Below are 20,601 nucleotides of genomic sequence, written 5' to 3' on the forward strand. Positions count from 1 at the left end.
CCTCTCCTTTGCCCTTACTGCATGTGCATTTCCTTTTTCTCCAGAATCTTGTTGCATACATTCTTGATCGGAAAGTATACCAGCAAGCCAAAAGCGAGATTCAACAGTATACTAGGCAAAATTTGATGTGTCAAAATCCATTGAACATCGAAGGGGGCAGCGGAAAACAAGCGGAACAAGGAATACAAAAGCCATTCATGTCCGAACAAAATTAGGAAGCTGGTAATGAAAACCATCCCGAATCCTCTCTGGAACAAAAGAACGATCATCCCTGCAAAGTAGCTGGCCACCATCATGGACATGGTATAGATTCCAATTAGTTGCCCAAACAGGACATCCTGTAAAAATCCGAAGGCGATCCCGTAATACAAGCCCTCGCGCCTGCCGAGATACATCGAAATAAAGATGCAGCAGACAAGCGCAAACCGGGGTACCATCATCCAAGACAGACCCCATGTATCAGGTGCAAATACTTGCATCACAGTTCCTTCCAAAACAAACATGACTACGACGCCAAGGTCAATAATAAACGAGCCATTACTGACCACCCCCGCTAGCAGGTCGAGCCGGAGGCACAGTTGTCTGTGTTTGAGTCTGGCCGGCTGGCTGTTGCGGGATCAATTCACCATTGGGAGCGATTGTAAAATCTCGTTCCACAACCATGACTTCATTCAATTGTGAAAAATCAGCGCTTGGCTGAATGTAGGCGGTTTGAGTCAAGCCATAATCATCTGGCTCTACGCGAACAATATAGCCGATCGGCAAATTGCGAGGGACAACTCCTCCCAAACCTGACGAAATAACTTGCTGATCTTTTTTAATTGCTTGTCCCCAAGGGATTTTGCGCATGACGAGCAATCTCTTTTGCGGGTCGTACTCTTCAATGACACCACTAATTGGACGGAATACTGGCTTGCCATCGACCACCTGCTCCGTCAAAATATCCGCAGAAATATGGTCACGCCGTTCGTAGCTCGTCAACAATTCCACTGTAGCTGAAAAATTGGCTACACTCTGTACGCGGCCGATCATTCCTTTGGCTGTAATAACCGCCATATCCTTCTTGATGCCATGTTTCAGTCCTTTGTCGATCGTGATGACGTTATTCCATGTATCAGGGTTTCTCGCCACGACTTCCGCATAGCGGAGACGGTAAGACTTGAGTGAATCTTTTGCCTGCAGCATTTCTCGGAGGCGATCATTCTCAGCCTTGAGCGTGTGCAGTTCAGCACTTAGTTGGGCGTATTGATCCAGCCCAGCTTTGAGTGCCTTGTTTTCTTCATATACGCCGTACGCTTCTTCAATTTCCTGAAAAAAGCCAGAAACAGCCTGGGCAGGGCGATAGAAAAAGCCCTGCACCACGCTGAAGGTATCTTTGAAGAACATTTCTGGCCAGGTCAGGCTAACCCGTTCACGAGAAGTGAAGCCCACGACGGAGATAAGCAGGACCAAGCCTACAAGTACAATGATAAGCCGCTTATTCCCGAAAAACGACATGCCCTACCCTCCGTTTATTTACCCCGTTTTAGTCGGGAAGAGGTGATGCCTTGCTTGGATTTGAACAGGTGAATGTTCTCCAATGCACGACCTGTTCCAATCGCTACGCAATCTAGTGCGTTTTCCGCGACATGCACGGGCATACCCGTTTCCTTACTGATCAGGCGATCCATGTTACGCAAGAGCGCACCGCCGCCTGTGAGTACAATTCCACGATCCATGATGTCCGCCGCGAGCTCAGGCGGGCTTTTTTCGAGTGTTACCTTCACCGCTTCCACAATAGCAGAAATAGTTTCCGCCAATGCTTCCGCAATCTCTGTGCTGCTTACCGAGAGCGTTTTTGGCAATCCGGTTACAAGGTCACGACCGCGAATGTCAACGTTTTCGACCTCATCAGGAGCAATCGCAGAGCCGATCTCCAGCTTCAATGTTTCTGCTGTCCGTTCCCCGATCATCAAGTTGTAACGGCGCTTGATGTACTGAATAATCGCCTCGTCCATCTCATCCCCGGCCACACGAATGGAGCGGGATGTAACAATCCCCCCAAGAGAAATGATAGCGACTTCTGTCGTACCACCGCCAATGTCAACGACCATACTTCCAGTCGGTTCCCACACTGGCAGGTCTGCACCGATCGCTGCTGCAAACGGTTCTTCAATGGTATGTGCTTCCTTCGCCCCAGCCTGCTTCGTAGCATCTTCGACTGCGCGCTTTTCCACCGCAGTAATTCCCGAAGGTACACAGACCATTACGTTTGGACGACGTGAAAACAGCCCTTGATTTTTTTGTGCTTGATTGATGAAATAGCGCATCATTGTCGCAGTTGTATCAAAGTCAGCGATTACCCCGTCTTTCATTGGGCGAACCGCTACGATATTACCCGGCGTACGACCGATCATACTTTTCGCTGCATTCCCTACTGCTTCAATGGAATTGTTATTGGTACGAATCGCTACAACAGAAGGCTCACGCACCACAATTCCTTTCCCCTTCACAAAAACAAGTGTATTGGCAGTGCCGAGGTCAATCCCCAAGTCACGTGTAAATCCACCAAACATAAAAAAACTCCTTCCAAATGTTAATCCAAATGACAAGCATAAGAGAACCTCGATCGAGGCCTCTCCAAGATAGAGCGACCGCGTTTTGGTGGAAGGTTTTCAAGCACACAAGAATTCATAGACGTATCGATGATAAATCTTGCGCGTAAAAACATGCTACAAGTACCCTTGCTCTTTGAGACTAACGTACTTGCCTTCCCCGATAATAACATGATCCAACAATGAAATCCCCACCAGTTCACCAGCGTCACGCAATGTATGCGTAATCGCGATGTCTTCCCTGCTAGGTGTCGGATCACCGCTCGGATGGTTATGTAGGCATATCACCGATGCGCTGCTACGACGGATCGCTTCTTTAAAGACTTCTCTCGGGTGTACGATGGAAGCGTCCAGACTGCCTACGAAAATCGTCTGCTTGCCAATCACGTGGTTCTTGGTATTCAGAAAGAGACAGACAAAGTGTTCCTGTGTCAAATGAGCAAGCTCTGGCGACATCAAATCAGCTACGTCCCGTGGTAAACGGATAGAAGCCCTATACTCTCGAGGGACTCCCATCAATCTACGCCCAAGCTCAAACGCAGCATGCAATTCAATCGCTTTGACTGGACCAATTCCTTTTAGCTCTGTTAACTCAGCATGAGAGGCTTGGGCTAAACCACGCAGGTCTCCAAACCTGGCTAACAAGCGCTGAGCCAGCTGATGAGCCGTCTCTTGTTCCCTGCCTGTCCGCAGTAAAATGGCAAGAAGTTCAGTATCAGACAGATGGACCGCTCCTTCGCGAAGCAGTCGTTCACGTGGACGGTCATAGTAAGGGACGTTTTTCAACAGCATTTTGTTACAGGTATTTGTTGCCATTTTATATCCGCCTCCAGCCATATTCACATTATCGAAAACGGCTGACATGGAGAGGTTCATGAGGCGTATGGCCGTCGTCGCTTGCTTCAAGCATGACAACTTTACAATATCGGCATCCCAAAACGTGTCAAAAGAGTAGACGTCAGTCCTAACGGAAGACCAACAACTGTGAAGTAGTCTCCGGTTATTCCTTCCACGATCGTGGCTCCAATACCCTGAATGGCGTATGAGCCCGCTTTATCCATCGGCTCACCTGTCGCAATGTACGACTTGATCTCTTGCTCTGTTAAAGCTCGAATTCTTACGTGTGTTAGACTATGTGAGACTTCCGCACGGCCTGTCTCCACATCTATCAAGGCGACTCCACTATAAACGGTATGCTCTTGCCCCTGGAGCATGGACAACATACAATATGCGTCCATTTCATCAACAGGCTTGCCCAATATTTGGCCATCAAGAACGACTACCGTATCAGATCCTAAAACGACGCCTTCCGTCAAGCGAGAAGCTACTTCCTTGGCCTTGCGTAAAGACAATTCTTCTACTACTTCGCTCGCAGATAAATGCACTGCTGTCGTCTCATCTACATCACTGGTGATGACGGTAAATGATAAGCCTAAAGCTTGCAGAAGCTCCCTTCGACGCGGCGAAGATGAAGCCAGAATGAGAGGAACATTTTTTTTCGTCATTTTTCAACCTACTTTATTCGTCGATGTATCCAAAATGCGAGGGCTAAGCCTCCGATACTGGCTAGATTTAGTTTTACCTGAAAGTTCAGTTCGTACTTCAAAATTTCTAAATCTGCCGCAGGCGACCAAGTAATCTCTTTGCTCTTGGTCAAAAAAGGTAGCCAGGGACTTAAAATCTCCCCGATAATGCTGCCAAACAAAAGTCCACTCACCAACAGAAACACGAGAGTAAGCGTTTCTTTCCCCATTTTCCCAACTCCCTTTTTATAAGGGATTCTCTTTTTGCCAAACATAAGTTTAGCAAATGGGGAGAAGCGAAACAATCCCTGATTGCTCTTGGTAGTTACTGTAAAGAAAGAAAAGGCCTCCTGCAAGAAAACCTTGCGGAAGACCATATAAACGTACATTTATATGGATGAACGTGCATTTTGAATCCAGCTCGCGTAGCTCTCGAAAAAGGCAAGAACACCCGCCTGTACTTGCCACGCATAGGATTCGGCGCTTTCCACCTTTTTGCCCACGCTCGCTTCTGCCATTTTGTCCCTGGCTGCAAGCGCTTGATTCACCCCATTTACCATCCCGTCTAGCAATGGCTTCCAGGCTTCCTTAGCTTCCATTTTACGGCTTTCCTCCAGAAATTGGCGGTGAATTTCTTTTAATTCTGCCGTTTCTTTTGCCGTTGGCGCTAGTTGACCCGTCGTAATAATCAGCCCGGATTGAGCCGAAAGTGTTTGGACGAGTTTGACTCCATGGGCGAAAAATGCCTTCACGTTAGGGTCACCAGATGCGTTGGCAGCTTTCCCGACAGGAACAGACCCTTCAAAAGCGGGAAAGGAAAATTCTTTGACGTATATATCCATGCCTTTGTTTTTCAGGCTGGCGGCAAAGGCTAGCACAGCATCTCTTGTGGGAGCAGCGGCGGCGAACATGTACTGCTTGCTTGCGTCCTTATAAAGCAAATGAGGAATTCCCGCTTTCTCCAGTGGTTCTACAGCTGTTTGCGGCGATGCATCCGGCTGGAATACTCCTGCCTGTGCAACGTACATGTTTACTGCTGGCAGTTGTAAAGCTATCGCTTTTTGACCCACTGCGTTGCCATTCGTCGGCGTCTCTTGCGTTGACTGGCTTTGATTTGGCAAAGCTGGACTTGTCACGCCATTTTTCCCAGCCGTTTGTTCAGTGCCTGCACCCGGCGCAGTCAGTGTCTGAACCGTTTCACTCAGAACATTTCCATATGACTCGGAAAACTCCTTTTGGGAAAAAACCGTCAAAACAAGAAATCCGAACAAGAGGCCAATTGCTACAGCCCCACCTGTTGTTAAAGTCGTGCGCCAAAAGGGCCCCTTTGGCCATAACGCGGCAAGCCGACTCACCGGACTACTCCTGTACCCCTTCTCTTCTGTATCGTCGAAGGAATAATCGGATTCATAGGAGTCGTTTGTCGTCTGATCGAATTCAACGTTCGGTTTCGTTTCTTTCGCGGCAGCTCCACGTAGCTGCATCATCCGTTCCCATGCTTCGTTGCCCTTCTCCTTTAACGGGTCAGTAAACAGCAAGGGAGGTGCTTGAAAACGAACACGAGGAGTGTCATCCTTTGGGGTGCGCTTTCTACTTGCTTCCTTCGGGATGTCTTCCCGCTTTTCATCCCAGAACCTTCCGTTCATTTTGACCGTCACACGATTTTTATTTTGTCCGCTCATACGCTTGCCCTCCTAGTCACAGGCTCTTTGTACTAGCATACGTTTTACTCGGACGGGTTATGACTTCTATCTAGTGATTCTATTACATTTGTTTCTACTACTATTCCCCATGCCATTTCAAGAGGTTTTGCTCCAATACAAAATCACAGCTAACCCAATCGTCACAAAAGGCGCAAACGGCACTTCGCATTTGATACTTACTTTACGTATCAGCAACAAAATGAGAGAGACGAGAAAAGCTGCCAAGCTCGCAATCGTAAGAACGAGTACAAAATCGCGGACCCCAAGTCCATAGCAGACTAGAGCGAACAGCTTCACATCCCCCATCCCAAGCGCGAGCGGCCTATGCCAGCTGATCCATCCAAATACCAGTATACTGAGTATCGCAAAGAGTCCAGCCATCAGCCATTCCCTCGGCGAAGAGAGAACATACTCCATAAAAGAAATCAGTACAAAACCTACACCTAATGCACGATTAGGTATTCGCTTATGACGAAAGTCCACCCACGAGAGGTAAAGACAGAGCCCGAATAATATCACAGCGTTTGCCATTTCTTCTTCCCCCAGTCGAAAACTGTCGTTAAGAATACCTTTCATTCCTGGGACAAAAAAAACTGCCCAGAATGCTCTGGACAGCCTCTCGATTTATGACCATGTTTTACGGATTCCAAGTGAACAAAAGACCAGCGTGAACGAGACCACCGCCAAACCCATACAGCAGGATGGTATCCCCCGCCTTTACTTTGCCTTCCTTGACCCCCAAAGCGAGCGACAATGGGATGGTAGCCGCTGATGTGTTGCCGTAATGTGTCAGACTGTACAATGTCTTTTCGAGAGGGAATTGACTCTTCTCGCAAATGGATTCGATCATGCGCAAATTGGCACTGTGCGGGATGAACCAGTCGATTTCTTCGAGCGTTTTGCCCGCCCGGCTCACTACCTCCTGCATCCCTTTTGGAACAGTGGTTACTGCCCACTTGTACACTTCTCTCCCGTTTTGAACCATGCATCCATTCCCGCTCAATTCTCGTCCGTCCATATGCGTTGACAAGCCCGATCGGTATACATGAATCCCACCGTCCCCCTTTGAACCTAAATAGGCGGACAAAAATCCGGGAGCTGTAGAGTCCTGCTCAACCAGCACCGCCCCTGCTCCATCACCGAACAGGATGCACGTCGTACGATCCGTATAGTCGGTTACTTTTGTTAACGTTTCTGCACCTACCACCAACACTTTACGATGCATGCCAGAGCTGATAAGCGCATTTGCCATATGAAGCGCATACGTAAATCCTGCACAGGTAGCGGAGATATCCATTGCTCCCGCTTGCTCGACTTGAAAATGCGCCTGGATTTGACTTGCAACGCTTGGAAATGGATAGTCTGGCGTACTGGTCGCCACCAAAATCATATCGACATCACGGACATCCTTTTCGTAATTCGCGATCATATCGTGGATAGCAGCGATGGCCAGATCACTGGTAAATTCATCTTCCCTTGCCATACGCCGCTCATGAATACCCGTTCGTTGTAAAATCCACTCATTCGATGTCTCCACTAGCTTTTCCATATCTGTATTGGTAAGAACGCGACTCGGCACATACGTACCGATAGCGGTAATTCGCGACTTGAAGGGGCTTGCATTGGTCATCATCAGATCATCACCTTCCGTTTTTATGATCTGATTATAACACTAGATATTAGTATCTGGTATTAATTTTTGATTAAAAAAGATTTATGAAAATCCTTTTGGTTGGGTCAACATAGTGGAGGAGAAGAAAAAGCACTGTTCTCTTCGACTCTGACACGCCAGCAGGGGGATTCACTGGTCGTCTCCACTACAAAAAGGGGCCCGTCGATCCAAAGCCACCCTACGGGCGGAAGATTCTCAAGGGAGAAGTGTTCGACAAGCGTGGTCCCCTTTTTGTAGTTCCGACTGGGTTGGCGTTGTCAAGGTCTACGAGCCCTGTGCTTTTTCTTCTCACCAGCATTGTTGGTATATCGATGTCTTTTTAAATCTTTACTTTCCGATAGTAAATAAAAAGACTTGAAACCCGTAGGTCCCAAGTCTTCATACGCCTCTATCCGCTATTTTCCTAGCTTTTCAGCCAGCCAATAAGCAGATTTCCAGATATCTCCTGCACCCATTGTCAACACGAGATCGCCTTCTTGCAATCCTTGGAAGACATGCTCCTGCATTTGTTCCTTCGTCGGAATGTACTGCGCACGCGGGTGGCTGTTGGTACGGATTTTTTGCACCAACACCTCGGAGGTAACTCCTTCGATTTTTTCTTCTCCAGCTGGAGAGTAGATATCCGTGATAATCACTTCATCTGCTTCTGAAAAGGCACGGCTGAATTCATCCATGAGGAAATACGTACGCGTGTAGCGCTGTGGCTGAAACACTGCGATTACACGTCTACCCGATGCCCTTGCCCCGCTTAGTGTAGCGATAATTTCTGTCGGATGATGCGCGTAGTCGTCTACGACCAGGACACCTCGTGCATCCCCGATAATTTGAAATCTGCGCTTGGCACCGCTAAAAGTAGACAGTGCCTGTGCAATTTTATCAAAAGAAAGGCCAGCATCCAGGCAAACAATGATCGCAGCCAGTGCATTCGCAATATTATGCTTGCCTGGAACCGAGAGGCATAATTCACCCAAGAGCTCATTCTGACGATAAATTTGGGACTTGCTGCAACGATCACCACATTCAATTGAAACGGCAGAAACCCCTGCTTGCGCTGTGAAATTCGGGTCGACTGCATACGTCACGACCGTTTTTTCAACAGATGGCATGACTTCACGCACGATTGGATCATCGATGCACAGGATCGCTTTTCCATCCGGTTTGAGATGGCTCAAGAACTGGACATACGCCTGTTTCAAATTGTTGAAGTCGCCATCGAAGTGCTCCAGATGATCTGGTTCGATACTCGTTACAATTTCATACATCGGTCTGTATTCCAAAAAGGAACCGTCGCTCTCGTCTGCCTCGGCAATGACATAGTCACTGGTACCTGCTTTTGCATTGGTACCAGCACTCATCAATTCACCGCCGATGATGAAAGTCGGGTCTACACCGCACTCTTCCAGCACGTGAGAGATCATCGATGTCGTGGTTGTCTTGCCGTGTGCTCCGGCTACTGCTACTCCTGTGCGTTCATTCAATATGCGAGCAAGCATTTGGGAACGGTGCATGACCGGAATTCCTAATGCTTGACCTGCGATCACCTCAGGATTGTCTTTGGAAATACTGGTGGAGTATACGATGCTGTCTGCTCCCTCCACGTGGGCAGCATTATGGCCAATATGAATGACCGCCCCTCTTGCTTCCAGCTTTTTCGCCAAATCATTCATGGCGACATCGGAGCCGGTTACCTTGTATCCAAGGTCGATCAAGACGCGGGCAATGGCACTCATGCCATAACCGCCGATGCCCACAAAGTGGACGTGTTGGGCCTGATCCACCCTATTCACCTGCCTCTTCTACTATAGTGGGAAAGAATGCGCGTACTTGGGCGATGAAGTAGAGCGAACCGCAGACGACCAACCAGTCATCCGCCTTCGCTGATTGCTTCTCCCGCATCCAAGAAAGGAGAAACGCCCGCCAGTTTGGGACTGCATCGAGAAACTCTTGCTCCCAGCCACCGGCTAAAAACGACTCTTGTAAGCTATTGGCTTCGGCTGCACGCGGGAAGTCAAAGGTCGTCACATGCAGCTTTTTGATTTTTGACTTTACTGGTGCGAGCGACTCTGCCATTTTGGCAAGCGGCTTATCTGCCAATCCAGAAAAGAGCAAATGCAGCTGTACTCCGTCCGGTAACAACCGATCCAGACTGCTTACAAGCGCCTCCATTCCTTCCTGATTGTGTGCCCCATCCAAGATAACGATTGGTCTTGGAGAGATGACTTCTAGACGACCAGGCCAACGCGTTTGTTGCAAACCGCGAGATATTTCTTCTTCCTCCAGCAAGAAAGAGAAGTAATTCCGCAGAATATCAATGGTCATCAAAGCAACGGCTGCATTGGTTGTTTGGTGAATGCCATTCATGGTAAGACGGTAGGATGCTTCTGCACGACGGTGAATGCTTTTGTAGCGAAACTGTTGGTCGCCCAGTTGCTCCTCTACCTGCTCTGCCTGGAAATGTTCACCTATATGGTATAGCGTACTCTTCGTTTGTCTCGCGCGCTCCTCAAAAACCGCGAGAAGTTCCGGCCTAACCTCACCAGTGACTACAGGAACACCCGGCTTGATAATCCCCGCTTTTTCCCGGGCAATGTCTTCCAAGTTTTCTCCCAACACTTGCGTATGGTCCATGCCGATATTCGTGATGACCGAAACAAGCGGAAGGACGACGTTCGTCGAATCCAATCGCCCGCCTAGTCCTGTTTCCCATACGACTACCGCTGGTCTCGCCACTCTTGAAAAATAAAGAATGGCGATCAGCGTAATCACTTCAAATTCGGTAGGGGAACCGAACTCTGTTTCTTGTTCGCATCGTTGTACCCATACCTTAACCTCATTTACCAGCTGCAATAGATCTTCTTCCGCAATCATGCTGCCGTTGTAACGGATGCGCTCACGGAAATCAACCAAATAGGGGGAGGTAAATGTACCTACACTATATCCGGCCTCCATCAGCATTTGCGTTAGGAATGCGCAGGTTGAGCCTTTTCCATTGGTGCCAGCCACATGAATAAATGGGATTCTCCGCTCAGGATGCCCTACTTGCTCCAAAACCCACTGCATTCTCTCAAGCCCCGGCCGTTGACCGAACCTGAGCAGTCCATGCAGCCAGTCGAGCGCTTGCGTGTATTCTACAAACCCTTCTTCTGCATGCATACCACAATGCTCCATTCTCAAAAATATGCGATGGTATGGCGGATCATTCGCCCTTCAATTCGGCAAGTCGTGCAATCACTTTATCCCGCTTATCCATGTAGTCTGCCATCTTCGCTTTTTCCTCTGCGACTACTTTTTCAGGTGCCTTGGCCATAAATCCAGCATTGTTGAGCTTTTTCTCAATGCGCTCCACTTCGCCGTTGAGTGTCGCCACTTCTTTTTCCAGACGATTCAGCTCTTGCTCGATATCGATCAAGCCTGCCAGTGGAAGGAACAATTCTGCTCCCGTGATCACAGAAGACATCGCTTTATCAGGCGTAGCCAGATCCAGGCTGATTTCCAGACGCTCAGGGTTGCAGAAACGGGCGAGGTAGTGTTCACCACGTATCAGGCGCTCAGCGGACAATGCATCGCTTGGCTTGATCAAGAGCTCAATTTTCTTGGACATCGGTACGTTTACTTCCGCACGGATGTTGCGTACGCTACGGATGATATCCATCAATTGGTTCATTTCGCTTTCTGCTTCAGCAAAAATCCATTGCTCGTTAACAGTTGGCCAAGGTGCTACTGTGATGCTCTCGCCTTGGTGCGGCAATGCCTGCCAGATTTCCTCCGTGATGAACGGCATGAACGGATGCAACAGCTTGAGCGTTTGATCCAGAACCGTCACCAGAACGGATTGGGTTGTTTTCTTCGCCGCTTCATCTGTACCGTACAGCGGCAGCTTCGCCATTTCGATATACCAGTCACACAGGTCATCCCAAATGAAGTTGTAAAGGACACGGCCTACTTCACCGAATTCAAATGCGTCTGACAGACGGGTTACATCTGCGATTGTCGCTTGCAGGCGGGAGAGAATCCATTTGTCTGGTGTAGACAGCTCACCGCTCAAATCGATTTCCTCATATTTGAAGTCAGTCAGGTTCATCAAGGCAAAACGAGACGCATTCCAAATCTTGTTCGCGAAGTTGCGGTTTGCCTCCACCTTTTCCCAATAGAAGCGCTGGTCATTTCCTGGGGAATTCCCTGTCGCTAGTGTGTATCGCAGCGCATCTGCTCCGTACTTCTCAATCACTTCCATCGGATCGACACCGTTGCCAAGTGATTTGGACATTTTGCGGCCCTCAGAGTCGCGAATAATGCCGTGGATCAAGACGGATTCAAACGGACTTTTCCCGGTAAATTCAAGACCTGAGAACATCATGCGAGCAACCCAGAAGAAGATGATATCGTAGCCTGTTACCAGGACATTCGTTGGATAGAAGTACTTCATGTCCTCCGATTCTTCCGGCCAGCCCAGTGTCGAGAACGGCCATAGTCCAGAGGAGAACCATGTATCGAGAACGTCGTTGTCCTGCTCCAGCTTGTGGCTGTGGCAGCTTGGGCACTCAGTCACATCCGCGCGAGATACAATCGTTTCGTTACAATCTCCGCAATACCATGCAGGAATTCGGTGGCCCCACCAAAGCTGACGGGAGATGCACCAGTCGCGGATGTTTTCAATCCAACGCAGGTAGTTCGTCTTGAAGCGCTCTGGGACGAATTTCACACTTTCAGGGCTATTTGCATTAGCCAGTGCTTCGTCAGCCAAAGGCTGCATTTTTACGAACCATTGGGTAGAAAGGTATGGTTCTACAACTGCATCGCTGCGCTCACTATGTCCAACCTGATGGATATGCTCCTCAACCTTGAACATAACACCTTGCTCAGTCAAATCTTTGATGATTTGCTTACGGCATGCAAAGCGATCCAAGCCTTTGTAGATACCAGCCAGTTCGTTCATCGTGCCCGTCTCATCCATGACAACGATTTGTGGCAACTGATGACGAAGACCCAATTCAAAGTCATTCGGATCGTGTGCTGGCGTAATTTTTACAGCGCCAGAACCAAACTCAGGATCAACGTAATCATCAGCGACGATTGGAATTTCGCGACCTACGATTGGCAAAATAACGGTTTTGCCGATCATGTCCTTGTAACGCTCATCTTCTGGATGTACCGCAACAGCCGTATCACCGACCATCGTTTCCGGACGGGTTGTAGCTACTTCGATATAACCGGTGCCATCTGCCAATGGGTAACGCATGTGATGCAGTGCACCTTTTACTTCCTTGTAGATTACTTCAATATCGGACAGAGCAGTGCGAGCAGCAGGGTCCCAGTTAATGATGCGGTTACCGCGATAGATCAAGCCTTTTTCGTAGAGGCGAACAAATACTTCGCGTACAGCTTGGGACAAGCCTTCATCCATCGTAAAACGCTCGCGGGAGTAATCCAGGGCAAGACCAAGCTTTTCCCACTGCTCACGAATATGTGAAGCGTAAATGTGCTTCCATTCCCATATTTTTTCCACAAATTTTTCTCGGCCCAGATCATGGCGAGAGATGCCTTCTTCACGCAAGGTAGCTTCCACGCGTGCTTGGGTTGCAATACCAGCGTGGTCCATACCTGGCAAGAACAAGGTGCTGTAGCCTTGCATACGCTTGGTACGCGTAATGATATCTTGCAAAGTCGTATCCAGCGCGTGGCCCAAGTGCAATTTACCAGTTACGTTCGGCGGTGGAATGACAATCGTAAACGGACGTTTATTCGGGTCACGTTCTGCCTTGAAAAATTGTTTTTCGATCCAATACGGATACCATTTGTTCTCTGCTGCCTTTGGATCATAGTTTTTCGGCAGCAATTGGTCGATGTCGGTTGTTGGCTGTATAGACATGTACGACTCCTCCTATTAGCATAACTTGCTTTGCAAAAAATAAAAAAACCCTTCATCGCAAAGGACGAAAGGATTATTTTCGCGGTACCACCTTTGTTAACACACGATAAACGTCATGCTTATGGTGTGTTCACTCTGACAAGATAACGGTTGCGAACCGGTCTCGGCTAAGCACATGCTTTCACCGAAAAAACTCCTGGGCGACCTTCAGCCATTCATGACCTTAGAGAATCTCGCAGCAATTGATTCTCCTCTCTGCTAAGGCGTCCTGACTTACTCTTCCCACTCATCGTTCATATCGTATGTAGTTGTCGTATGATTAGCTTTCACTATTATATACAATCACGCTGTTTGGCGTCAAACCCGGGTTTCGCCCACTTTTCCAACTGCAATGCCCAGTGCTTCGGTAAAACCGAGCACGCCCAGAATATCGAGAATTTCTTCTCGGACATTGACGATTTCTACCTGTTTGCCCATGGCCAACAGTTCTTTCGTGGTAAAAAACAGGCTTCCAATACCGGAAGAATCTACAAAGGAGACACCTTGAAAATCGACGGTAACGGATTGATTTCGCCCTCCATACTGCTGGAGCAATTCACCTACTCGATCTCCTACAGCCATGTCCAACTCTCCGACGAAAAACAATGTAGCCTGTCCGTTCGCCTCTGTTGCGCGGTAGTCCATGCTCAAACTCCTCTCAATAGGTATCGGTACACCCAATCTGCTCGTCCTTTTACTATATTACCCATTTTCATTCACTTGCAAACATTTGGCTTTTGGGAAATCGTTGCTTAACGCGAAAGGATACATTCTAAAATGAGCTTTGTACCTGCCAGGGAGCTGCTTAAATAAACACGATCACAGTATTGCAGGATCACGTGAAAACCGGCCCCAAGCGAGTGGCGCGTAGAAAATCCTTGCTGTAGGGTAGCTCGCGGGATATCTTCGAGCAAAATTCCTTGGCCTTCATCATGAATCACAGCCCGGCACATTTGCCTGTCATTCGATAGGTATAGCGTAACCACACCGCCATTTCCGTGCTTCAACGTATTAGAAGCAGCTTCGTTGACCGCAACGAGAAACTGTAGCAAGCGCTTATCAGAAATGCCTTGTGGTTCCAAAGCTTGCTTAAATAATTTACGAAGTTCTGCAAGCTGCTCCGGTAAACGGATGTCGATTGCCAAGAGCTTATGCCCTTCACGAAGCAAGGAAAATAATTCTTCATCACTAAGCAACAAGAGCTTACCTTCTGTGACCACACCCAGAATATCTCTGTAGATCTCCCATTCCCGTCTTTTGCGTTTTCGTTCTTCTGCAATGACGGCGGTGACATCAATCAAAGCGATTCCACATGTCCGATCTGGCAAAACAGATGTGTATAATTCAAACACCTTTGTGCCATCAGTGGTGACAATTTGTTCCCTTACAGGACCACCCGATCCAGCCGCCTCTTCGACCAGTCGTTGCATTTCTTGCTCTACTTCCAAACTCGCGCGAACGTCACCCAGCGGACGCACTTCTCCTTCATCGTAAAGATAGAGGAAAACGGTCTCGATCTGACGCAGTATGGATAACTTCTGAATCTCTTGCTTTATTAATCGCCCCCGCTCGTCGTCTCGATCCTTCCAATGTAACAAGACGTCTGCCGGGTCCAATTCGCCACTCATGTGCCATGTGTGAAATTCTTCCAGGAGCAATCGCTCCAGAACATCTTCCCGTCGCAAAACTTTTTCGATATCGATAATGTAGTACGGATCACCTGCTATACCGCGCAATCCGCTACCGATTATTCGGAAATCATAGGCGAGCTCTATTTCTATGCGTCCGTGCAAATCATGATCAGAACTGCTTAACCCAATGGTCGTCCGGCTCACTGCTACCAGCTTCGCCTGGAACGATTCCATCGTCGCTAGGTTCGTCACCTTTACAGTGCGGGGCGGAACTACTTTGTTAGCTGCACCGCCAGAACGTAGCGCGACAAGGCAATTATCACAAGTGGGATTGTCCGGACAACGCTCACACAAAATCACAGTTCATCCTCCTATTCACGCGCAACTACACGAGGGCTATACTCTCTTCAGGCTCAAATTGAAGAATCAACACAGAAATATCATCCGTTTGGTTTCGCTGGTGTGTTATCCCCATTAAGTAGGCCTCAACACGATTCATCGATTCCTGCTTACTTTCACCAGGCATATTTAATAAGGAGGATAGTTCTTCAAGCCAATGCCTGCTGCCTCGAGATACTTCTTTTCTCCCTGTATCCAGCAAACCATCTGTGTAGAGCAATAGCATGCCCTCTTCTTCTAAGGGTACCTCCTCCATTTGATACGTGCTATCGGGCAAAAGCCCTAGGCCGACCCCACCCTTGCTAGCTAAAATGGTTTGATTCGATTTGGACAAATAAAAAGGCTGTGGATGTCCTGCCCTGCCAAATCGAATTTTGTGTTCGATCTCATCATAGACAGCAACCAGCATCGTAATGTAAGAACGGGTTTTCACTAAATCTGCATAAAGCAACTGATTGAGTCTTTCCAAAATCTCATCCGGCGAATAGCTGGACTGCAAAACCTGTCGTACAGCAATCCTAATCCCTGTTGCCCAAATACTGGCCAAAAAACCGTGCCCGGACACATCGGCAATGATAAAACAGGTGTAGCGATCATTGATTTGTCTATAATCGATGTAATCTCCGCCTACATAATCGACTGGCACGTAAACCGTTCTTGTTCGCAAACTGGTTAACTGCAATTCTTCTGTGGGAATGAGCATCGACTGCATGCGTCTAGCCAGCTTCATCTCCATCTCGATTTCTCGCTGTCCTGATGACTGGTCCTGCTGACATCTGAGGATCAACGCCCGAATGTTCACGAGGAGCAGCCCATAAAAAGATTTCTCCAATTCCTTTAGATCACGGTCATTGACGTTACTCTGGGCGAACAAGCGGACATAGCGCGGTGTTTGAGCGGTGTCACACTGTTCCGAGACAACAATGAGCTCTTCTACTTCGCGCTGCACTTTTGCGCTCTCTTTTTTGCCACGCTCGATCCGAAAATAGACAGCACCTAGAGCCGATTCAAACGTGATCGACAAGAAGCAAGGCTTGTCCATTTTCACGAACCACGTATCAACCAACTCTTCTATAAATGGCATGAGACTCTCGTAATTGACTTGGCGCTTGCTTTGCTCATTGCTGGTCATCACCAGATACTCGTAATTCTGTTTCAATTCCATTAGTTTGACCAATTGATGATTCATCCCCGAGCCACTCCCATACACACTTTAGCATAATTCTTTCTTTCGGGAATTGCGAAAAGGGTTATGGCAATTTTCAAAAACATTGTGATCACCTTTATTCGTTTCGTCCTAGCCTTCCTGCCCTACACCTTCCCTTTTCAGACACCCTTCAAACCACTATCTACTTTCCATGAAAATGTTTTAGGCATTTGCTCAAGGTTGTAGACACTGTCCAAAGTTGCCGCGCATATGCTGGAATGAGGTGATTGTGATGAATTTCCGTTGGAAGTATAACCCCACGTATTTACGGATCAAATACGGATGCAAACAAGTGCTCTTTCCGTTGTTGGTTTTTCAGTTTATCCGAACGGTTGTATTCCCTACCTCTTTTGATGTCGTCCTTCTCGGTTTGCTAGCCATGCTCTATGTTGCCATCTCCCTTGAATGGTTATAAAAAAGAAAAACAACGCCCCACGCGGTGAGACGTTGCTCATTAAAAGGCTTGCTGGACCCAACGATGCAGGCGCATCAGGCGGTCCATATCTTTTTCAAAACGTTGGACAGCGTAAAACTCGCTCCACTCGCGGGGATGATGATAATAAATTTCCAAGTCCCTCATGATCCTCTCCGGGTAGGACAGGAACGAGGCCATCAGTTCAATTTCTTCTGGTCGCAGCGGAAATATCTCGGCGTAGCGATGGAATAGTTGAGAAGCCCCAACCTCATCCCCCGCCATTTGAAAATAAGTACGATAAAATAGTGTCAAATCGCGCACTGGTGTATCAAAGCTGGCGCGATCAAAATTAAGCAGCCGTCCTTTTCCCGATCGATCTGGCACAACATGCTCAGGATTTGGGTTGCCATGGATCAACGATAAGCGAAAATGCGCGTGCGTCTCATGCCGCTCTCGCCAATCGGTCAATAAGTCTGTCGCTGTTTGAGCCATTTCCTCAAGAAATTCCTTGTTTGCCAAAAACACCAGGTCAAAAGGGGAAGGATATTTGCGTTCCTGTGCAAGGTTTGCCGCCTTATTCATTTGGTCTTGCCAATATTGCCAGCGGTTCAGCAAGGAGTCGACAAGTGGCTCTACCTGTCTCGGATCATCGTAGCGATAGTTTTGTGTCAAATGATGAAGCTCCGCCAAACGCTCCAAAGCAGGAGTCGCCCAAGACAAAGGCTGCTCGGCCCACTCCTCACTTCCTGGCTGCCAAGGGGTTACGTAAAAGGCGGTGCTACCTTGTTGGACAAATGGATCATCGTATTTCGTGTACGTAAAAGGAACGGCCCCATCCCATCCGCGGTGCTGCAATTGACGCAGCATATCGCTGACGAAAACAAGACGTTGAGCAGGTATTTGCGCTCGTTTGCATACGAAGGAGCCGTAGGGAGTCGTCGCCTTAAAAACATTTGGCTCCTTTAAAACGTCAATGCTCTGGGCATACATGTCATACTCTTTGAACAAAGGAGCAATGTCATCATACCGACTCATAGACTCCCTCCCTCCTCGAACGCTCGGCCCGCTCTGCAATATGCCGAAGCAGCAAGTCAACAGATTGTTGGCTCTGCAAAGCGTGCTCAATACCAGCGATCGACGCTTCTTGATCCATCGATACGCGCTTCACGTACGATTCGATACTTCTGTACACTTCACGAGGACGAGCCATAAAGGCGAGTATCAACGAATAGTTTCCATAGGTGAGTGGCTTGATTTCTTCATAGCCATCAAAAAAAGCGTCAATCTGCTTCAAATCCTTGTGGGTTAAAAAGTGATCGCGCAAAAAGGTGGCAACGTCTCGTTGCTGGACTGAAATTACCGGCCTGAAAAAGCCTCTCAAGTACAGCTTCCCGTTTACCATTCCCCAGTTATCACGCAAAAGGTCCCGATGGGATACAGCAACCGCCTCCGGAGTAATTCGCTCATGGGCAAGCATCGCAGCGGAACGGTCCATTCTTTGCAGCATAGGGGTCATGAGTTCCGATACCCAACGATTCCCCTTAGAATCCCGCCCAGATTTGGCTCGAAATAATTCGACCAGCTCCTTGGCACGTCTTCCTTTTTCTTCTACTTGCTGCTTTTCCTGCTTGAGTAAATCACTTCCGGAAAGTAAAGGACTTTCCTGCTGAGACTGATGCATCATCGCAATCACGCGTCCGCATTGCCTCGCAATGTCCTGACCGGGCTGATAGTCTTCGAATTGTCGGTGATGGTCGGTCATGGTAACGCCGCGTTTACCCAAAATCAAAAATGGCTTGGTGTCTCTCGTCCGAATAAACCGCTCCACTTCTCGAAACCCCTGACGTGCCAGTCGTTCGCGCCAGGCAAACGACCAGCGCATCACATCTACACGCGGCCAAACGTGGAGTTCTTTGGGGCCCCGGTTTGTCTCCAGTAAATAGCAATCATCAAGAGGCGTAATTCGGATTACGCGCGCCCGATATTGCTGGCAAACCTCGGAGAGATCAATTTTATCCACGGTCCCCCACTCCTCTATTGTGGGATGTACAGAATCTGCCCTGCTACAATCTGCTCAGAAGCTAATCGGTTTACTTCCACGATTTTGGAAACTGGCAAGGAGTATCGCTGTGAAATATGCTCTAACGTCTCATCTCGCTGAATAATGCACATTTTCAGCTGACTCGAGCGCTCTTCTTTTCTCCGGACAAACGACGTGAGATTTTGCATGGCCTCCATCGTAGAAGCGTTGACATTCCCCGCAGAGGCATATCGCGAAGAGCTAGATGAAGATTCCGCCTCCAACGCCATCGCTTCCTGTTTGGCACGATTCGCTTGTGAGAAGATGGAAGTAATGTTCACTCGACTTCTTTCTTCATAGGAGGGTTTCCCTGAAATCGCCACTCGCACTTCTACATCTTCCGCGGCAGCCTCTGGTTGTGCAACGACTGGTTCTGCTTCTTGCTCAGGTTCTTGCTCGGAAACAACAGTGGCTTCCACTGCTTCTTGCACTGCCTCCTGCGGCTCTGCTTCGACTGATGACCCTGTAGATTCATTGGAAATTTGCTGGTATGCGATTGCCTGTTGATCGTGTATAGCCAGTACAGGCTCCTCATGTCCTTGTTCTTTTTCGGCTATTTCTCTCATCTGCTCTTGCTCATCTGCCAATACTGACTGCTCAGAATAGGCGACAGAAGAATCGTACGAAGCAAATTGTTGGGAATCTAAGTCATACGAAATAGGAGCAGTCTCCCAGGACTCTGGAGGATTGGACTGTGCCATTTCAAGCACATCACCGTATTGCTCGTAGTATTCATCCTCATCGGATTGAGCAATAGCCGGAGTATCGAACATGGAAGGAGATTCGGTTGATTCATAGGATGCTGGCAATGCCTGCCTCTCTAATTCCTCCTCCAGCGCACTCAGCTTTTGATCAATGTCATCGAGGGACGTCTGCTCCGCATATTCTTGCCCATCATCCCCAGCAGCGAAGGTGTATTCCCATGCTCCTTCGCCTGGACCGGCAGCCTGCGTTTCGATCTGCTCTGCTTGTTCAGCTCTATCCCCAAGGACTATCCCCAAAATCTTCAGATCGGCATCGATTAGCATTTGATGTGGTGATTCCAGTTTGTAGTCAAAGCTGTCCACAATTGCATAGATGTCTCCGATCTCAGTAATCCGATCCAATGGAATGGTGATGTTCAAGGGAATGCGATGACCGATCTGTTCCTCCCAGCCATAAAAGGCTTGATCCGATGTTTCCTGGCGAAAGGGAGTAAAAGTCATGGCCTCAACCAGCGATTCTCCTTCACCGCCTGTCGCTTCTGCGGCTTCCCTGATTGGCTCGTACTTCCCTACTAATTGCAAGCAACCTGTGATCGAGACGTAGGAATCGTTTTCCAACACTTCCACATCTGGAACCAATTCCAGCTCTTGCAATTCACCTATTCCAGCTCTATCGGATGAGAGGAAAATGGTCTCCTTGATGGCAAAAGAGAGTTGCCCATCCTGTAATGCCATTCGTGCTCCTCCTTTCAAGTGCAGGACATT

At 48.3% G+C, this 20,601-nt stretch carries 19 protein-coding genes and 1 other annotated feature; of the genes, 1 reads left to right on the forward strand and 18 read right to left on the reverse strand.

From position 1 onward, the window contains the following. Positions 1-14 precede the first annotated feature (14 nt). The 15 genes from mreD to ACQ5DJ_RS13125 form a co-directional block, all read right to left on the reverse strand. Entirely contained in the window at positions 15-479 is a 465-nt protein-coding gene (mreD, locus tag ACQ5DJ_RS13055) for a rod shape-determining protein MreD (RefSeq protein ID WP_429842846.1), read from the reverse strand. Positions 480-537: 58 nt separating this feature from the next. Continuing rightward, a complete protein-coding gene (gene mreC, locus ACQ5DJ_RS13060) occupies positions 538-1,497 on the reverse strand; it encodes a rod shape-determining protein MreC (protein WP_429842847.1) in 960 nt (319 codons plus the stop codon). A 14-nt stretch (positions 1,498-1,511) separates the two neighbouring features. Then, on the reverse strand, positions 1,512-2,555 hold the full coding sequence (locus ACQ5DJ_RS13065; protein ID WP_017247535.1) for a rod shape-determining protein: 1,044 nt from the start codon (positions 2,553-2,555) through the stop codon (positions 1,512-1,514). A 156-nt stretch (positions 2,556-2,711) separates the two neighbouring features. Continuing rightward, a complete protein-coding gene (gene radC, locus ACQ5DJ_RS13070; RefSeq protein ID WP_012685551.1) occupies positions 2,712-3,410 on the reverse strand; it encodes a RadC family protein in 699 nt (232 codons plus the stop codon). A 101-nt stretch (positions 3,411-3,511) separates the two neighbouring features. After that, complete coding sequence (locus ACQ5DJ_RS13075; protein ID WP_429842848.1) at positions 3,512-4,099, reverse strand: Maf family protein; 588 nt, start codon at positions 4,097-4,099, stop codon at positions 3,512-3,514. Between the two features lie 8 nt (positions 4,100-4,107). Continuing rightward, on the reverse strand, positions 4,108-4,347 hold the full coding sequence (locus ACQ5DJ_RS13080) for a DUF4321 domain-containing protein (protein WP_007726664.1): 240 nt from the start codon (positions 4,345-4,347) through the stop codon (positions 4,108-4,110). A gap of 159 nt (positions 4,348-4,506) precedes the next feature. Further along, on the reverse strand, positions 4,507-5,799 hold the full coding sequence (locus ACQ5DJ_RS13085; protein WP_429842849.1) for a hypothetical protein: 1,293 nt from the start codon (positions 5,797-5,799) through the stop codon (positions 4,507-4,509). Between the two features lie 117 nt (positions 5,800-5,916). Continuing rightward, the gene (locus tag ACQ5DJ_RS13090; RefSeq protein WP_429842850.1) at positions 5,917-6,351 is read right to left on the reverse strand and encodes a prepilin peptidase; all 435 of its coding nucleotides are present in this window, start codon (positions 6,349-6,351) and stop codon (positions 5,917-5,919) included. A gap of 106 nt (positions 6,352-6,457) precedes the next feature. After that, positions 6,458-7,453, reverse strand: coding sequence for a ketoacyl-ACP synthase III (locus ACQ5DJ_RS13095; RefSeq protein ID WP_429842851.1), 996 nt, complete (start codon positions 7,451-7,453; stop codon positions 6,458-6,460). A gap of 434 nt (positions 7,454-7,887) precedes the next feature. After that, entirely contained in the window at positions 7,888-9,270 is a 1,383-nt protein-coding gene (murC, locus tag ACQ5DJ_RS13100; protein WP_429842852.1) for a UDP-N-acetylmuramate--L-alanine ligase, read from the reverse strand. Position 9,271: 1 nt separating this feature from the next. Continuing rightward, positions 9,272-10,645, reverse strand: a complete 1,374-nt coding sequence (locus ACQ5DJ_RS13105) for a bifunctional folylpolyglutamate synthase/dihydrofolate synthase (protein WP_429842853.1) — start codon at positions 10,643-10,645, stop codon at positions 9,272-9,274. Positions 10,646-10,688: 43 nt separating this feature from the next. Continuing rightward, on the reverse strand, positions 10,689-13,361 hold the full coding sequence (locus ACQ5DJ_RS13110; protein WP_429842854.1) for a valine--tRNA ligase: 2,673 nt from the start codon (positions 13,359-13,361) through the stop codon (positions 10,689-10,691). Positions 13,362-13,418: 57 nt separating this feature from the next. Then, positions 13,419-13,660, reverse strand: a binding site (T-box leader). A gap of 58 nt (positions 13,661-13,718) precedes the next feature. Beyond that, positions 13,719-14,045, reverse strand: a complete 327-nt coding sequence (locus tag ACQ5DJ_RS13115) for an STAS domain-containing protein (RefSeq protein WP_007726674.1) — start codon at positions 14,043-14,045, stop codon at positions 13,719-13,721. Between the two features lie 107 nt (positions 14,046-14,152). Next, complete coding sequence (locus ACQ5DJ_RS13120) at positions 14,153-15,391, reverse strand: ATP-binding protein (RefSeq protein ID WP_429842855.1); 1,239 nt, start codon at positions 15,389-15,391, stop codon at positions 14,153-14,155. A 25-nt stretch (positions 15,392-15,416) separates the two neighbouring features. Further along, positions 15,417-16,619, reverse strand: a complete 1,203-nt coding sequence (locus tag ACQ5DJ_RS13125) for a PP2C family protein-serine/threonine phosphatase (RefSeq protein ID WP_429842856.1) — start codon at positions 16,617-16,619, stop codon at positions 15,417-15,419. Positions 16,620-16,869: 250 nt separating this feature from the next. On the opposite strand from ACQ5DJ_RS13125, the gene ACQ5DJ_RS13130 reads away from it, so the two are divergent. After that, complete coding sequence (locus ACQ5DJ_RS13130; RefSeq protein WP_007726679.1) at positions 16,870-17,052, forward strand: hypothetical protein; 183 nt, start codon at positions 16,870-16,872, stop codon at positions 17,050-17,052. Between the two features lie 39 nt (positions 17,053-17,091). On the opposite strand, the gene ACQ5DJ_RS13135 is transcribed toward ACQ5DJ_RS13130, so the two are convergent. From ACQ5DJ_RS13135 to ACQ5DJ_RS13145, 3 genes are read right to left on the reverse strand one after another with little or no spacing between them, the layout of a single operon-like run. After that, a complete protein-coding gene (locus ACQ5DJ_RS13135) occupies positions 17,092-18,087 on the reverse strand; it encodes a hypothetical protein (protein ID WP_429842857.1) in 996 nt (331 codons plus the stop codon). Continuing rightward, the gene (locus ACQ5DJ_RS13140) at positions 18,074-19,072 is read right to left on the reverse strand and encodes a phosphotransferase (RefSeq protein WP_429842858.1); all 999 of its coding nucleotides are present in this window, start codon (positions 19,070-19,072) and stop codon (positions 18,074-18,076) included. Before ACQ5DJ_RS13140 ends, ACQ5DJ_RS13135 begins: the two co-directional genes overlap by 14 nt. A gap of 14 nt (positions 19,073-19,086) precedes the next feature. Continuing rightward, positions 19,087-20,571 carry a LysM peptidoglycan-binding domain-containing protein gene (locus ACQ5DJ_RS13145; RefSeq protein WP_429842859.1) on the reverse strand — a complete coding sequence of 495 codons (1,485 nt, stop codon included), beginning with the start codon at positions 20,569-20,571 and terminating at the stop codon, positions 19,087-19,089. Positions 20,572-20,601 lie beyond the last annotated feature (30 nt).

Origin of the sequence: Brevibacillus sp. FIR094 (assembly GCF_050477165.1) — a bacterium.
Classification (GTDB): domain Bacteria; phylum Bacillota; class Bacilli; order Brevibacillales; family Brevibacillaceae; genus Brevibacillus.

What these genes read in the sequence shown, in the direction of transcription:
- mreD (WP_429842846.1), bottom strand. Translation starts at nt 479, where the DNA reads ATGCAAGTATTTGCACCTGATACATGGGGTCTGTCTTGGATGATGGTA.
- mreC (WP_429842847.1), bottom strand. Translation starts at nt 1,497, where the DNA reads ATGTCGTTTTTCGGGAATAAGCGGCTTATCATTGTACTTGTAGGCTTG.
- ACQ5DJ_RS13065 (WP_017247535.1), bottom strand. Translation starts at nt 2,555, where the DNA reads ATGTTTGGTGGATTTACACGTGACTTGGGGATTGACCTCGGCACTGCC.
- radC (WP_012685551.1), bottom strand. Translation starts at nt 3,410, where the DNA reads ATGGCAACAAATACCTGTAACAAAATGCTGTTGAAAAACGTCCCTTAC.
- ACQ5DJ_RS13075 (WP_429842848.1), bottom strand. Translation starts at nt 4,099, where the DNA reads ATGACGAAAAAAAATGTTCCTCTCATTCTGGCTTCATCTTCGCCGCGT.
- ACQ5DJ_RS13080 (WP_007726664.1), bottom strand. Translation starts at nt 4,347, where the DNA reads ATGGGGAAAGAAACGCTTACTCTCGTGTTTCTGTTGGTGAGTGGACTT.
- ACQ5DJ_RS13085 (WP_429842849.1), bottom strand. Translation starts at nt 5,799, where the DNA reads ATGAGCGGACAAAATAAAAATCGTGTGACGGTCAAAATGAACGGAAGG.
- ACQ5DJ_RS13090 (WP_429842850.1), bottom strand. Translation starts at nt 6,351, where the DNA reads ATGGCAAACGCTGTGATATTATTCGGGCTCTGTCTTTACCTCTCGTGG.
- ACQ5DJ_RS13095 (WP_429842851.1), bottom strand. Translation starts at nt 7,453, where the DNA reads ATGATGACCAATGCAAGCCCCTTCAAGTCGCGAATTACCGCTATCGGT.
- ACQ5DJ_RS13105 (WP_429842853.1), bottom strand. Translation starts at nt 10,645, where the DNA reads ATGCATGCAGAAGAAGGGTTTGTAGAATACACGCAAGCGCTCGACTGG.
- ACQ5DJ_RS13110 (WP_429842854.1), bottom strand. Translation starts at nt 13,361, where the DNA reads ATGTCTATACAGCCAACAACCGACATCGACCAATTGCTGCCGAAAAAC.
- ACQ5DJ_RS13115 (WP_007726674.1), bottom strand. Translation starts at nt 14,045, where the DNA reads ATGGACTACCGCGCAACAGAGGCGAACGGACAGGCTACATTGTTTTTC.
- ACQ5DJ_RS13125 (WP_429842856.1), bottom strand. Translation starts at nt 16,619, where the DNA reads ATGAATCATCAATTGGTCAAACTAATGGAATTGAAACAGAATTACGAG.
- ACQ5DJ_RS13130 (WP_007726679.1), top strand. Translation starts at nt 16,870, where the DNA reads ATGAATTTCCGTTGGAAGTATAACCCCACGTATTTACGGATCAAATAC.
- ACQ5DJ_RS13135 (WP_429842857.1), bottom strand. Translation starts at nt 18,087, where the DNA reads ATGAGTCGGTATGATGACATTGCTCCTTTGTTCAAAGAGTATGACATG.
- ACQ5DJ_RS13145 (WP_429842859.1), bottom strand. Translation starts at nt 20,571, where the DNA reads ATGGCATTACAGGATGGGCAACTCTCTTTTGCCATCAAGGAGACCATT.